The organism is Stenotrophomonas sp. HMSC10F06 (assembly GCF_001807865.1).
GTDB classification, from domain to species: Bacteria; Pseudomonadota; Gammaproteobacteria; order Xanthomonadales; family Xanthomonadaceae; genus Stenotrophomonas; species Stenotrophomonas bentonitica_A.
On record NZ_KV791297.1, the window covers coordinates 131,637 to 144,811 of the forward strand.

The 13,175-nt window shown below is 64.4% G+C and carries 12 protein-coding genes; 6 read left to right on the top strand and 6 right to left on the bottom strand.

All coding sequences use genetic code 11. The features are described from left to right. The 3 genes from HMPREF3113_RS19010 to HMPREF3113_RS13725 form a co-directional block, all read right to left on the bottom strand. Window positions 1-1,014, bottom strand: a 1,014-nt coding sequence (locus HMPREF3113_RS19010; protein ID WP_254665303.1) for a cbb3-type cytochrome c oxidase subunit I, incomplete at its 3' end; no start/stop codon positions are given. Window positions 1,015-1,022: 8 nt separating this feature from the next. Next, window positions 1,023-2,096 (bottom strand): ubiquinol oxidase subunit II, encoded by a 1,074-nt coding sequence (cyoA, locus tag HMPREF3113_RS13720; protein WP_019184500.1) that lies wholly within the window; start codon window positions 2,094-2,096, stop codon window positions 1,023-1,025. 375 nt (window positions 2,097-2,471) lie between these two features. After that, complete coding sequence (locus HMPREF3113_RS13725) at window positions 2,472-3,476, bottom strand: 2-hydroxyacid dehydrogenase (protein ID WP_070473384.1); 1,005 nt, start codon at window positions 3,474-3,476, stop codon at window positions 2,472-2,474. Window positions 3,477-3,545: 69 nt separating this feature from the next. Between HMPREF3113_RS13725 and HMPREF3113_RS13730 the strand changes: the two genes are divergently transcribed. From HMPREF3113_RS13730 to HMPREF3113_RS13755, 6 genes are all read left to right on the top strand, one after another. Then, entirely contained in the window at window positions 3,546-3,890 is a 345-nt protein-coding gene (locus tag HMPREF3113_RS13730; RefSeq protein ID WP_046272185.1) for a hypothetical protein, read from the top strand. A 35-nt stretch (window positions 3,891-3,925) separates the two neighbouring features. Continuing rightward, on the top strand, window positions 3,926-4,732 hold the full coding sequence (locus HMPREF3113_RS13735) for an alpha/beta fold hydrolase (protein ID WP_083298812.1): 807 nt from the start codon (window positions 3,926-3,928) through the stop codon (window positions 4,730-4,732). Then, on the top strand, window positions 4,729-6,063 hold the full coding sequence (locus HMPREF3113_RS13740; RefSeq protein ID WP_070473386.1) for a GGDEF domain-containing protein: 1,335 nt from the start codon (window positions 4,729-4,731) through the stop codon (window positions 6,061-6,063). The genes HMPREF3113_RS13735 and HMPREF3113_RS13740 overlap by 4 nt, the downstream gene beginning before the upstream one ends. Before the next feature lie 155 nt (window positions 6,064-6,218). Further along, complete coding sequence (locus HMPREF3113_RS13745; protein WP_070473388.1) at window positions 6,219-6,851, top strand: TetR/AcrR family transcriptional regulator C-terminal domain-containing protein; 633 nt, start codon at window positions 6,219-6,221, stop codon at window positions 6,849-6,851. A gap of 49 nt (window positions 6,852-6,900) precedes the next feature. Next, entirely contained in the window at window positions 6,901-8,001 is a 1,101-nt protein-coding gene (locus HMPREF3113_RS13750) for an efflux RND transporter periplasmic adaptor subunit (RefSeq protein ID WP_070473390.1), read from the top strand. Then, window positions 7,998-11,075, top strand: a complete 3,078-nt coding sequence (locus tag HMPREF3113_RS13755) for an efflux RND transporter permease subunit (RefSeq protein ID WP_070473392.1) — start codon at window positions 7,998-8,000, stop codon at window positions 11,073-11,075. The genes HMPREF3113_RS13750 and HMPREF3113_RS13755 overlap by 4 nt, the downstream gene beginning before the upstream one ends. 224 nt (window positions 11,076-11,299) lie before the next feature. Here the strand turns inward: HMPREF3113_RS13755 and HMPREF3113_RS18640 are convergent, their stop codons facing one another. The 3 genes from HMPREF3113_RS18640 to HMPREF3113_RS19015 form a co-directional block, all read right to left on the bottom strand. Then, a complete protein-coding gene (locus HMPREF3113_RS18640; protein ID WP_139146373.1) occupies window positions 11,300-11,812 on the bottom strand; it encodes a hypothetical protein in 513 nt (170 codons plus the stop codon). A 328-nt stretch (window positions 11,813-12,140) separates the two neighbouring features. Further along, window positions 12,141-12,473: a hypothetical protein gene (locus tag HMPREF3113_RS13765; RefSeq protein WP_070473396.1), complete on the bottom strand. Its 333-nt coding sequence runs from the start codon at window positions 12,471-12,473 to the stop codon at window positions 12,141-12,143. A gap of 14 nt (window positions 12,474-12,487) precedes the next feature. Next, a partial coding sequence (locus HMPREF3113_RS19015; RefSeq protein ID WP_302622520.1) for an RHS repeat-associated core domain-containing protein occupies window positions 12,488-13,175 on the bottom strand: 688 nt, incomplete at its 5' end.

Sequence of the window (13,175 nt, forward strand, 5' to 3'; positions counted from 1 at the left end):
GCCCATGGTGAAGAAGTGGTGCAGCCACACGATGAACGACAGCACGCCGATGCAGGCGGTGGCGTAGACCATGCCCTTGTAGCCGAACAGCGCCTTGCGCGAGAACGTGGCGATGACCTCGGAGAACACGCCGAAGGCCGGCAGGACCAGAATATAGACTTCCGGGTGACCCCAGATCCAGATCAGGTTGATGTACAGCATGGCGTTGCCGCCACCATCGTTGGTGAAGAAGTGCGTGCCCAGGTAACGGTCCAGGGTCAGCAGCACCAGGGTGATGGTCAGCACCGGGAAGGCGGCGATGATCAGCACGTTGGTGACCAGCGCGGTCCAGGTGAACACCGGCATCTGCATCAGCTTCATGCCGGGGGTACGCATCTTCAGGATGGTAATGAAGAAGTTGATGCCGCTCAGCGTGGTACCCAGGCCTGCTACCTGCAGGCCCCAGATGTAGTAATCGACACCTACCCCTGGACTGTATTCCTTGCCTGACAACGGCGGGAAGGCCAGCCAGCCGGTCTGCGCGAACTCACCGACACCCAGCGAGATCATCACCAGGCCCGCGCCCGCCACGAACAGCCAGAAGCTGAGCGAGTTGACGAACGGGAAGGCCACGTCGCGTGCGCCGATCTGCAGCGGCACGACGACGTTCATCAGGCCGGTGATCAGCGGCATCGCCACGAAGAAGATCATGATCACGCCGTGGGCGGTGAAGATCTGGTCGTAGTGATGGGGGGGCAGGACGCCCTCGTTGCCGCCAGCGGCCATGGCCTGCTGGACGCGCATCATGATCGCGTCGGCGAAGCCGCGCAGCAGCATGACGAAGGCGACGATGAGGTACATCACGCCGATCTTCTTGTGGTCTACCGAGGTGAACCACTCTTTCCAGAGATAGCCCCACAGCTTGAACTTGGTGATCAGGGCCAGCACGAGCAGGCCACCGATCCCCGCGCCGATCAGCGTGGTGATGATGATCGGGTCGTGCGGGATGTCGGCAAAGGTCAGTTTACCCAACAGATTCATGGTCATTCTCCCGAGCCGTCGTGACCGGCGTGACCGGCTGCGGCGTGCTCGTCTGCAGTGTGTGCGGCGTCCGCGGCAGCGGGCTGGTCGGCATGGACCGGCAGCTTCGCTTCGTCGTGGGCTCCGCTCATGGCCTGCATGTCGTGGCCTTCATGGCTTTCGCCTTCGGCGCCGTCATGCTTCATGGCCTTGTGGTCGTGCTTCATGCCGTAGTGCTGGTTGTCGCCCATGTGCTTGGCGATGACCCAGTCGAACAGGCCGGCCTCGGTGGTGCCGTAATAGGTCACCGGGTGCCAGTCGTGGTTCTTCTCGGCGACCAGCGCAGCGAAGGCGGTCTTGTCCAGGGTCGCGCTTTGGGCACGCACCTTGGTCAGCCACTGCTGGTACTCCGCCTCGGTCACCGAGTGCGCGGAGAAGTGCATCTTGCTGAAGCCTGCGCCGCTGTAGTGCGAGGACATGCCCGGGAACTCACCGGTCTCGTTGGCGATCAGGTGGAGTTTGGTCTCCATGGCCGTCATCGAGTAGATCATGCTGCCCAGGTGCGGGATGAAGAACGCATTCATCACCGAATCGGACGTGATCTTGAAGTTCAGCGGGGTATCGACCGGGAAGGTGATCTCGTTGACGGTGGCGATGTTCTCTTCGGGATAGATGAAGAGCCACTTCCAGTCCAGCGAGATGGCTTCGATCACCACCGGCTTCTTGTCCGAGTCCAGCGGACGGTACGGATCCAGCGCGTGCGAGGAACGCCAGGTCAGCACAGCCAGCACCAGCACGATCATGCACGGGATCGACCAGACCACCACTTCGATGGCCGTGGAGTGCGACCACTTCGGCTCATAACGGGCCTTGGTATTGGTCGCACGGTACTTCCACGCGAAGGTGAGGGTCATGATGATGACCGGCACGACAACCAGCAGCATCAGCACGGTCGCCGTGATGAGCAGGGTCTTCTCGTCGTGGCCGATCTGGCCCTTGGGGTTGAGGATGGCCGAGTTGCAGCCCGTCAGGAACACGGACAACGCAAACAGCAGGCCCGGACGCAGGAAGCGTCCAAGGGGTTTCAACGGAATCATCGGTCGATCCAATTGCGTAGGGAATGCCAGTTCAAGCCCGCCTCCGTCCCAGCCAAAGCCGGTGGTGCCGGTCCAAGGGGACAGGCACGGAGGACGATCATGTCAGCCTTCCAATTTTAGGCCGTCACGCATCATTTAAGAAAGGCATTGACAATGATCCAGCGCAGGAAAGGCCTGTTTTGGGCTGCGACACGTTGTCGCAGTGCCGGGCAATGACCCGATTCGGCAACATTCCGGCCCTTGTATAGACATGAACGGGTCAGTTCCGGGGCTGGCCAGCGCGGACCCGGTTGCAGTGTCCCGGCGCGTGCTGCGCAACGGCCGGCGGGCGGCCACGGTACACGTACCGACGCCCCACGTCACCCGCGGCGCCGCTCAGACCGCCCGCACCCGATTCGCGCACGCCGCCCCACTGGCGAAGTCCGCCAGGTTGCGCAGCGTGATGTCGGAAATCTCCTGCAGCGCCTCGACCGTGAAGAAGCCCTGGTGCCCCGTCACGAGCACGTTGGGGAAGGTCATCAGGCGCTGGAACGCGTCATCGTCGATGATTTCGCCGGACCGGTCCTGGAAGAACAGCCCGCTCTCCTGCTCGTAGACATCGATGGCCAGGTGGCCGAGGCGGCGCGACTTCAGCGCGCGGATCACCGCATGGGTATCCACCAGTCCGCCGCGCGAGGTATTGACCAGCATTGCCCCGGGCTTCATTGCGGCCAGTGAGGCGTCGTCGATCAGGTGATGGGTGTCCGGCGTCAGCGGGCAGTGCAGCGAGACGATGTCTGATCGGGCCAGCAGGTCCTCCAGCGCGACCGATGCGCCAACGGCGGCGAACCCGGGCGATGGATACGGATCGTAGCCCAGCACGGTACAGCCCATGCCCTTGAAAATGCGGGCGGTGGCCAGGCCGATCTGGCCGGTGCCGACGATGCCCACGGTCTTGCGGTGCAGGGTGCGGCCGAGCAACCCATCGAGCATGAAGTTGCCCTCGCGCACCCGGTTGTAGGCGCGGTGGGTCTGCCGGTTGAGCGTCATCACCATGGCCAGGGCATGCTCTGCCACGGCTTCGGGGGAGTAAGCCGGCACGCGTGCCACGAACAGGCCCAACTGCTCCGCCGCGGCCAGGTCGACATTGTTGAAGCCCGCACAGCGCAGCAGGATCGCGCGCACCCCCTGTGCATGCAGCGCCTGCAGTACCGGGGCGTTCAACCGGTCGTTCACGAACACACAGACCGCCTCGCAGTCCTGCGCCAGTGCCGCGGTATGTACCTCCAGCGCGGCATCGAAATACAGGAACTCGAAGGACGTCCCTGCCCCGCGGCGTTGCTTGGCCTCATCGAGAAACTGCTGGTCGTACGGGCGGGCGCTGAATACTGCGATCTTCATGAGGCGATCCCCGGGAGTTCGAGCATCACGATACCGCAGTACACTCCGGCCAACTGCCTGGAGCCTGCCGTGTCCCTGACTGCCCGCCTTCTCCGCTGGACCGCCACGCCGATGGCCCGGCGCGGCCTGTTCGTGCTCACGTGCGCGGCCGTGATCGTGATGGCCTGCAATCCATTGCTGGCGCCCTTGCTGCCCGTGGTGGATGCGCTGGGGCTGGATGTCCTGGTGCTGCTCATGGGTGCGCAGGCGATGGCACTGCTGCCATGGGTGCGGCTGCATGCCCGTCGTATCGCGCGCATCACCCTGCGTTTGCTGCTGGGTACCCTCGCCGGTGCCATCGCCAGTTTCATCGGCGGCTATCTGCGGCAACTGGTATTCGCCATGGCCACGCGTTGGACCCACGCGCGCCCGTGACCTAGTATTCGGCCCTTGCAAGACGCCATGGGTGGATGTGCGTGGAAAGTTTCGAGCGGTTCAACGGGCGCCGTAGTGGTGAGGGCAAGGCGGTCGCGATCCTGTCACACGGCTTTGGTACCGATCAGACCGCATGGAATGCATTGCGCCCGTGGTTTGAAGCGCGCTACGACGTGATCTCCTTCGATCTTGCCGGCTGTGGCCCGCAAGGTGCGCAGACTTACGATTTCGAACGCCATGGTTCGCTGTTCGGCTACGCCGACGATCTGCTCGACATCCTGGATGAGCTCGACGTGCACAACTGCACCTACATCGGCCACTCGATGAGCGGCATGATCGGCGCGGCCGCTGCGGTGGCACGGCCGGAGCTGTTCGAGCGCCTGGTCATCATCGGTGCGTCGCCGCGTTATCTCGACGATGACGGCTACACCGGCGGTTTCAAACCGCAGGACCTGGAGCAACTGTTCGAGAGCATGCGCGCCAACTACCAGGCCTGGATCGCAGGCTTCGCCCCGATGGTCGTCGGCGTGGAAGACAGCGCGGTCGTTGCCGATTTCTCCAACACCCTGTTCCAGATGCGCCCGGACATCGCGCTCAATACCTCGCGCACGATCTTCACCTCAGATCTGCGCAGCCTGGCTGCGCGGGTTTCCACGCCGGTCCACCTGATCCAGACCGCGCACGACGTGGCGGTACCGGTCGCCGTCGGCCAGTGGCTGGCCAACGCGATCGATGGCGCCACCCTGGATGTGATCGATGCTTCCGGTCACCTCCCGCACATGACGGCACCCGATGACGTCATGCGCATTCTCGAACAGCGTCTGGCAGGCCCCACGCGGTGACGACCTCCGACAGTGAAGCGCTTGCCGCGCTGTGCCAGTTCGCCCGTCTCGCCTCCCACGCCGACCTGGTGATGGCAGTGGAGGTGGACGCCGGCGGGAGGGCGACCTGGGCTGTCTCGGCCCCGGCACTGCCCTCGCCGAGCTTCAACCTGGCGCGCAGCGGCATCCTCGAGGCGCGCTGGAGCGGCGAGGCCATGGACGCAGCGGACTTCCGGCTGCCGACGGCGATCATCCATGCCCTGGAAGGCCGCCCCGCCCGCCTGCTTTACGTTCCGGCCCCCTCCCACGGCGCGCCACTGAGTGGCCTGCTGCTGCTCTGGCGAAGCGTCCCTGCCCCGGCAACCTTGACGGCACAGGTGCCACTGCTGGCCACGAGCGTGGCCCGGCTGCTGTCCGCACGGCGCGAAGCCGCGCGCGGCACGATCGTCCGCAATCAGTTCCTCGATCTGTTTGAAAGCGTGCCGGCGGGCATCGTGCTGATCGACGGGGATGGCATCGGCGCGGCGGTCAACGAGCACGCCGCGGAGCTGCTGGGCTGCACGGCTGGCAATCACCGGGCGGCGGATCTGGCCGGTCCGATGCGCGCCCTGCGCCAACGCTGCGACAACCACGCCGAGCTGGAACTGGCCTACAGCGCTCAGATGAACAACGATCAGTTCGCCGCCAAGCAGAACTGGACTCTGGGCGAACGCACCTTCGAAGTGGACACCCATCCGGTGCGCGGCAACGGCGCGCACGGGCGCATCTGGCTGTTCACCGATGTCACCGCGGACCTGCTGATGGCCGCCGAGCTGCGCCGCCTGGCGTCCTCGGACCCGTTGACCGGCGTCCCCAATCGACGCCATTTCGAAGAATGCTCGGCCCAGATCATCGCCGCCCGCGAAGCCAACGGCCGCGCGGTGGCGGTGCTGATGGTGGACGTAGACCACTTCAAGAAGATCAACGATACCTACGGTCATCCGGTCGGCGATGAAGTCCTCAAAGTAGTCGCCAAGCGCTGCCGCGACGCCCTGCGGGAGCGCGATCTGTTCGCCCGCTTCGGCGGCGAAGAGTTCATCGCCCTGCTGGCGGCGTCCGCCGTCGATGAGATTCCCGCCGCCGCCGAGCGACTGCGCAGTGCGGTGGCCGCTGAGCCGATCCTCGTGGGCAGCGAGCGCGTTGCCGTCTCCGTCAGCGTCGGGGGCGCGATCGGCGAGGCGTTGCCGGGTGGCGACCAGCGGCTGCTGGAGGCGCTGATCGCCCGGGCGGATGAGGCGCTGTATGACGCCAAGACCAGCGGGCGCAACCGGGTCCGGATGGCGGTCCTGCAGCCTGACCTGATCGACCTCTGAGCCAACCGGGCGCCTGGGGCCCCCTCCCCCCCCTCGGCGCGCCTGAACCCATCAGCCACGTCCCGCGGGCCCATTGGAGGTCTGTGCACGGGCACTTGTCGGCGCGAACCTAACACTGTTAGATTCGCCCCCTAACAACGTTAGGCCAGAGCACAGTGCGCCAACCCATCGCGCGGGAAGACATCGTCAAGGCGGCCTTCCGGATCCTCGACGAGGCCGGCCCGGAGGGCATTACCCTGCGCAAAGTGGCCTGCTCGCTGGGCATCCGGGCGCCGTCGCTCTATTGGCACTTCAAGAGCAAACAGGCGCTGATCGACGCCATGGCCGACGCCATGATCTGCGACGTGGCTCGCGTGATTCCCGACGGACAGCCATGGCGGCAGACGCTGCTGCAGATCGGGCGTGAGTTCCGCCGGGCGTTCAAAGCGCGCCGCGATGGTGCGCGGGTGTATGCGGGCACCTTCCTGGCCACCGAGAACGTGCTGCGGGTAGGTGAGGCCGGCATCGCCGCGCTGATGGGCGCCGGCGCGCCGGCACGCTTTGCCGCGACCGCGGCGATGGACCTGGTGTACTACACGATGGGCTTCGTGATCGAGGAGCAGTCCTGGCCCGGCGACGGCAGCATGGAAGCGCTGGGTGAGGCCTTCATGGCGCTGGCCGAGGCGCGCTTCCCCCATTGCTGGCAGGCCCGTGATGCATGGAGCGAGGTCGATTTCGACGCCCGCTTCGAGCAGGGGCTGGGCCTGATGCTCGATGGCATCGAACGACGCCTGTCGCGCGAATCCTGATTTCCCGATTCCTTTCTTTTCCCGCTGTTCCGACCCGGAAAGCCTCTCGATGCGTGCACCCTACCTCCGCAGTTTTTCCCTGATCCTGGCTGTCGCGCTGCTGTCCGCCTGCGGCGGCAAGGACGACAAGGCCGCGGCCGACGCCACGGCCGCCAGCTCCGCGCTGCCGGTCTCGCTGGCGCCCGCGCAGCAGCAGACCATGGCCCGCACGGTGCTGGTCTCCGGGCCGGTGACCGCCTATGAAGAAATGCAGCTGGGCGTGGAGATCAGCGGCCAGCGCGTGACCGCGTTGCTGGTGGACGTGGGGCAATGGGTCAAGCAGGGCCAGGTGCTGCTGCAGGTGGACCACCGCACCCTGGACAGCGAGCTGGCGCAGGCCGACGCCTCGTTGCGGCAGGCGCAGGCCTCGCAGGAACTGGCCCGCATGAACTACGAGCGCAGCGCCAAGCTGGCCGCCCAGCAACTGATCAGCGAAAGCAGCCTGGATGAGCTGCGCGCCTCACGCATCAATGCCGAAGCGCAGACCTCCACCGCACGTGCCGCGCGCGACGCGGCCAAGCTGCGCCGCGACTTCGCCGACCTGCGCGCACCCGCCGACGGCCTGATTTCCAAGCGCCTGGTGCAGCCGGGCCAGGTGGTCTCCGCCGGTACCGAGCTGCTGCGCCTGATCCGCGATGGCCGCCTGGAGTGGCGTGCGGAGTTGCCGGAAAACCAGCTGGCCGATGTCACCGTCGGCAACACGGTTGAGCTGCCGTATGCGGGCCAGGTGGTCAGTGGCCGCATCCGCGCGGTCACCCCGGGTGTCGATGGACAGACCCGCACCGGCACGATCTACGCCGACCTGCCAGCCCCCGGCCCACTCAGGCAGGGCATCTACGTGGATGGCCGCATCGTCACCGGCGACGGCCCGGTGCTGACCATCCCGACCGCGGCGATCGTGCAGCGCGACGGCCACAACTATGTGTTCACCGTGAACGAAAAACAGCAGGCCACCCGCCACCGCGTCAGCACCGGCCAGGCCGTGCAGGGCCGCACTGCGATCCTTGAAGGCCTGAAGGCCGGTGACCAGGTCGTGGTGGATGGCGCCGGCTTCCTCGGTGAGGGCGACCGCGTGCGTGTGGTCGCTGCGACCAAGGCCGCCGCACGATGAACATCTCCGCCTGGGCGATCAAACGCCCGTTGCCTGCGCTGCTGATCTTCTTCGTGCTGTGCGTGGCCGGCCTGTGGGGTTTCCATCAGCTGCCGGTGGCGCGCTTCCCGGACATCGCCTTCCCGATGACCACCGTCACCGTCACCCAGCCCGGCGCCTCGCCGAGCCAGCTGGAAGCCGAGGTGACCCGCAAGGTCGAGGACTCGGTGGCGACGGTCAACAACGTCAAGCGCGTGATGTCTTCGGTCAGCGAAGGCGTCAGCACCACCACCATCGAGTTCCAGCTGGAAGCCGATCTGGCCACCGCGCTGGACGACACCCGCGACGCGGTCACCCGCATCCGCACCGATCTGCCGCAGGACATCCAGGAACCGGTGATCTCCAAGGTCGACATCGGCGGTTCGCTGATGACCTATGCGCTGGTCGCCCCGCACATGACCACCGATGAGGCCAGCTGGTTCGTCGACCGCGATATCTCGCGTGCGATGTACGGCGTACCCGGTGTCGCGCGCGTCACCCGCGTGGGCGGCGTGCAGCGCCAGGTCCGGGTGGATCTGGATCCCAATGCGCTGATCGCGATGGGCATCACCGCCGGCGATGTTTCGCAGCAGCTGGCCCGCATCCAGGTGGAGCGCGCCGGCGGCAAGACCGAGGTCGAGGGCGCGCAGCAGACCATCCGCACGCTGGGTACTGTCGGTGACGCGCAGGCGTTGCGTGACTACTCCATCGCCCTGCCGGACGGGCGCGCGGTGCGGCTCTCCACGCTGGCCACGGTGACCGATGGCGCCGCTGACCCCACCGAGGCCGCCCTGCTGGATGGCAAAGGCGTGGTGGCGTTCTCGATGTCGCGCACGCGCGGCTCCAGCGAGGTCAAGGTGGAGGCCGGCGTGCATGACGCGCTGGACAAGATCAAGGCCGAGCATCCGGGCATCGACTTCCGCCTGGTGACCACGGCGATCGACGAGACCCACCGCTCCTACGATTCCTCGATGACCATGCTCTGGGAAGGCGCGCTGCTGGCCCTGCTGGTGGTGTGGCTGTTCCTGCGCGACTGGCGCGCGACGTGGGTGTCCGCATTGGCGCTGCCGCTGTCGATCATCCCGACGTTCGCGGTGATGTACTTCTTCGGGTTCACCCTCAACATCATCACGCTACTGGCGCTGTCGGTGGTGGTCGGCATCCTGGTGGACGATGCGATCGTGGAGATCGAGAACATCGTGCGCCACCTGCGCATGGGCAAGCCGCCCTTGGAAGCTGCGCGCGAAGCTGCGGGTGAAATCGGCAACGCGGTGATCGCCACCTCGCTGACCCTGGCTGCGGTGTTCGTGCCGGTGGCCTTCATGCCCGGCATCGCCGGCAAGTTCTTCCGCGAGTTCGGCTGGACCGCCGCCACTGCCGTGCTGTTCTCGCTGCTGGTGGCGCGCCTGCTCACCCCCATGATGGCTGCCTACCTGCTCAAACCACATGGCGAGGAGAAACCGGAATCCCGGCTGATGACCTGGTACCTGGGCTGGGTGGACGCCGCACTGCGCCATCGCGGCCGCACCCTGTGGATCGCCACCGGCCTGTTCGTGGCCTCACTGGCGCTGGTGCCGTTCATCCCGGCTACCTTCATTCCACAGTCAGATCTGGGCCGCAGCAACCTCAACCTCGAACTGCCGCCGGGCACGCGCCTGCAGGAGACCGTGGCCGTCGCCGAACACGCGCGCGGACTGCTCAAGGACATGCCCGAACTCAAGCAGGTCTACACCGCGGTCGGCAGCGTGCTCGACCTGGGCGACCCGGGTGCGACCGGCGTCGGTGAGCCGCGCAAGGCGACCCTGGTGCTCGACTGGGGCAGCGCCGACGGACGCGAACGTGATCAGCGCGTGCTGGAACGTGAGGCGCGCGAGCGCCTGGCCGACCTGCCCGGCGTGCGCGTCAGCTATGTCAGCTCCGAGCCCGGCAACCTGCTGCAGCTGGTGCTCTCCGGTGACGACCCGCAGCGCCTGCAGGATGCCGCCACTGCGCTGGAGCGCGACCTGCGCGGTATCCAGGGCCTGGGCAGCGTCACCTCCACCGCCTCGCTGCTGCGCCCGGAACTCCAGATCGTGCCGAACCCCGCCCGCGCCGCGGACTTGGGCGTCGCGACCGCCGACATCGCCGAAGCCGCCCGCATCGCCACCGCCGGCGATTACGAACAGCGCCTGGCCAAGCTCAACCTGCCCGACCGGCAGGTACCGATCCGGGTCGGCTTCGCCGAAGCCACGCTGGCCAATCCGGGCCTGATCAGCCAGCTGCGCGTGCCCGGCCGCAATGGCCCGGTGCCGCTGGCGGCGGTCGCCGATATCCAGCAAGGCAGCGGCCCCTCGCAGATCTCGCGCTACCAGCGCCAGCGCAACGTGACGCTCACCGCCGAACTCAACGGTCGCCCGTTGGGCGATGTGATGACCGAGGTGCAGGCCCTGCCGGGCGTCAAGCAGCTGCCGCCGGGCGTGACCTTCCTCAACACCGGCGATGCGGAAGTGTTCGTCGAGCTGTTCATCGGCTTCATGCTGGCAATGGCGGCCGGGTTGATCTGCATCTACATGGTGCTGTTGCTGCTGTTCAACCACGCGCTGATGCCGGTCACCATCCTCGCGGCGGTGCCACTATCCGCCGGCGGTGCGTTCGGTGCCTTGCTGATCACCCAGAACATGCTCTCGCTGCCGGCGCTGATCGGGCTGCTGATGCTGATCGGCATCGCCACCAAGAACTCCATCCTGCTGGTGGATTACGCGGTGATGGCCGAAGACGAACACGGCATGAGCCAGCACGACGCACTGATCGATGCCTGCCGCAAACGTGCACAGCCGATCATCATGACCACGCTGGCGATGGGCGCGGGCATGATGCCGATCGCGCTGGGCTTTGCCGGCGATTCCAGCTTCCGTGCACCGATGGCGATCGCCGTGATCGGCGGGTTGATCACCTCCACGCTGCTGAGCCTGATCGTGATTCCGGCGGCCTTCACCGTGGTGGATGATGCGGGGGATTGGTTGTCGCGGAAGTTCCGGCGGCGGTCGTCGCATCCGGCGGGGAGTGGTGCGGAGTGAGGTGACTGGCTGCTTCGCCACAAACAAAAAGCCCCGGCCAAGGCCGGGGCTTTTTGATGTATCTGGCGTGTCCGGAGCAGAATATTGAGCCTGCTGCCAAGCTGACGCTGGCTGCATGACCTGCTGAATAGATACGGTTGAACTTCAAAATGCAGCATGTACAGATGCGCCATCGGGCATCGAAGTCTCATCGACAAACTTATCGCAAGGCACTTACGAGCATGTCAACGGCGCAGCTCATCTGTGATGTCAGACAGAAATCTTCGCAACCCAACCGGATCGCCTTCTCCAGGTTCAAAATCCTCGATCATTCGATCCAAGACACCGTTCAAACCATGAAGACGGTCGATTACCTCGCGCATGAAATCTCGCTCTGCCGCAAACAGTGTCACGTCCTGATCGAGGCGAACCACCCAGTTGAACGAGGACGAAAAAAGGTAGTGATCGCGCAGAAACCGCTCACCTTCCATCCAATATCGGCGCAGCGAGTCAAGATCGGGCTCCACGCTGCATTCTTCTTTGCCGGCAGCCAGGTCTTCAAAGGACGCAATCCCTATGGCGCTAGATGAGCAGGACTGGCGTATATGCACATCCAACCAGGCATTCCAAACGTCTGTCGGGGCAAGATCCGCATATCGATTTCTGTCAAATGCAATCCCCGCACAGTCATTGGCAATAATCGGATTGTCCGGCGGTTGCGCATCCGACAGAACCGAGAGCAACTTCAGCTTCGGCAAACAACCAGTCATCATATCTAGTCCCGCCCCGCCCCCCGTGATGAGTCTTCGTTTTGCTGGATGTTCCCGCCACGATTATCTAAAGGCAAAGTGATAATGCAAGAAATAGGCATCTTAAGTGCCTGCCGCCCATCCGGATCAGTGAACCCGTAAGGATTGCCATTCGCATACCGATAGCGATTGAACTGATCAACCGGCTTCTGATAAGCCGTCACCGAGCCCACGCACGGGCAAGTTCACTGAAACCGCATGCAGCTAAGATGCGTCCGTCCTTGCCATTTCATTATCTTCATAAATGCGCTATTCATCATTATCTGAAGAAGCAGGCTCAGCCCCAGATAACGATGCTACCGTCAGGCCCGTTCAGCTGCATGGCCTCCGGCCCGGAGTACCCGTCGTCCGTCAAGTCGACGGTGAGAAATTTATCGCCCGAAAACATCATGGTCATTTTGACGTCATCGACCAGGCAATCGACCAACTTCAATCGGAGCGACGCATGTGTCAGTGCGCCCACCCACTCGCCGGAGGAGAGCGTGTATCCGTTATAAATATGAAGCGACCATCCATCATCAGTTCCAACCCGAAGCTGCTCATCCTCGACGGTCAACGTTACATACTTGCCTTTTAGATGTTGAAAAGTGTCTGATCGATGCTCGTTCATGGACGTTTCTCACGCTACTTGATTGGAAAATGCGACTTGGAATTGGGCAGGGTCTTTCCTGAATATGGATCAACACCTTGCTTACCTGCGTTCTCATATTTGATGTAGCCCGCCGGGTATCCGGGACTGGCCCCCTTCGACGGCGTCGGATCCATCATCCGCATGGTTGCCACTTGTCGGTTGGCGCCCCCCGCGCCACCTGTAAAGGCGACACCGGTTTGCTTCCCCTCCGGATTTTTCACTGGAGAGGGTCCTGTTGAGCCTGGGGGCACAGGAAACGTCGTTCCATTTGATGAGACAACAAAATTTGGAGAGGAAGCAGGTGCTGGAGCGGCAACTGAAGCAGATGTTGACGCCGCTGCTGTTGGTGCGGGTACTGCCCGAGACTGTTGTGCAGAGTCGATCGCGCCTGACATCAACGAGGCGGCAGCAGGACCAACGAAGGGAGTTGCTCGAATTATCGCGTAGGTCAACACGAGGGCCGCGGGACCAAATGTGTTGTACGCGGCAGGATCGCTTGCTACCGAGTCAGCGTGTCGCTCGGCTGCACGCTCCTGACGACCGTCAGGGTCATTAAACCGGTAAGGATTGTTTGCAGCGTATTTGTATCGGTTGAAGGACGATCCAGGATTGTCGTGTGGTGTGACCGGGTCCACAGACAGGAACATCTCCAACTGCGGATCCATGTACCGCTGCTGCATG

Excerpts from the sequence above, each read along its gene's own strand:
- HMPREF3113_RS13765 (WP_070473396.1), bottom strand. The coding sequence starts at position 12,473 with ATGAACGAGCATCGATCAGACACTTTTCAACATCTAAAAGGCAAGTAT.
- HMPREF3113_RS13755 (WP_070473392.1), top strand. The coding sequence starts at position 7,998 with ATGAACATCTCCGCCTGGGCGATCAAACGCCCGTTGCCTGCGCTGCTG.
- HMPREF3113_RS13725 (WP_070473384.1), bottom strand. The coding sequence starts at position 3,476 with ATGAAGATCGCAGTATTCAGCGCCCGCCCGTACGACCAGCAGTTTCTC.
- cyoA (WP_019184500.1), bottom strand. The coding sequence starts at position 2,096 with ATGATTCCGTTGAAACCCCTTGGACGCTTCCTGCGTCCGGGCCTGCTG.
- HMPREF3113_RS13750 (WP_070473390.1), top strand. The coding sequence starts at position 6,901 with ATGCGTGCACCCTACCTCCGCAGTTTTTCCCTGATCCTGGCTGTCGCG.
- HMPREF3113_RS13735 (WP_083298812.1), top strand. The coding sequence starts at position 3,926 with ATGTGCGTGGAAAGTTTCGAGCGGTTCAACGGGCGCCGTAGTGGTGAG.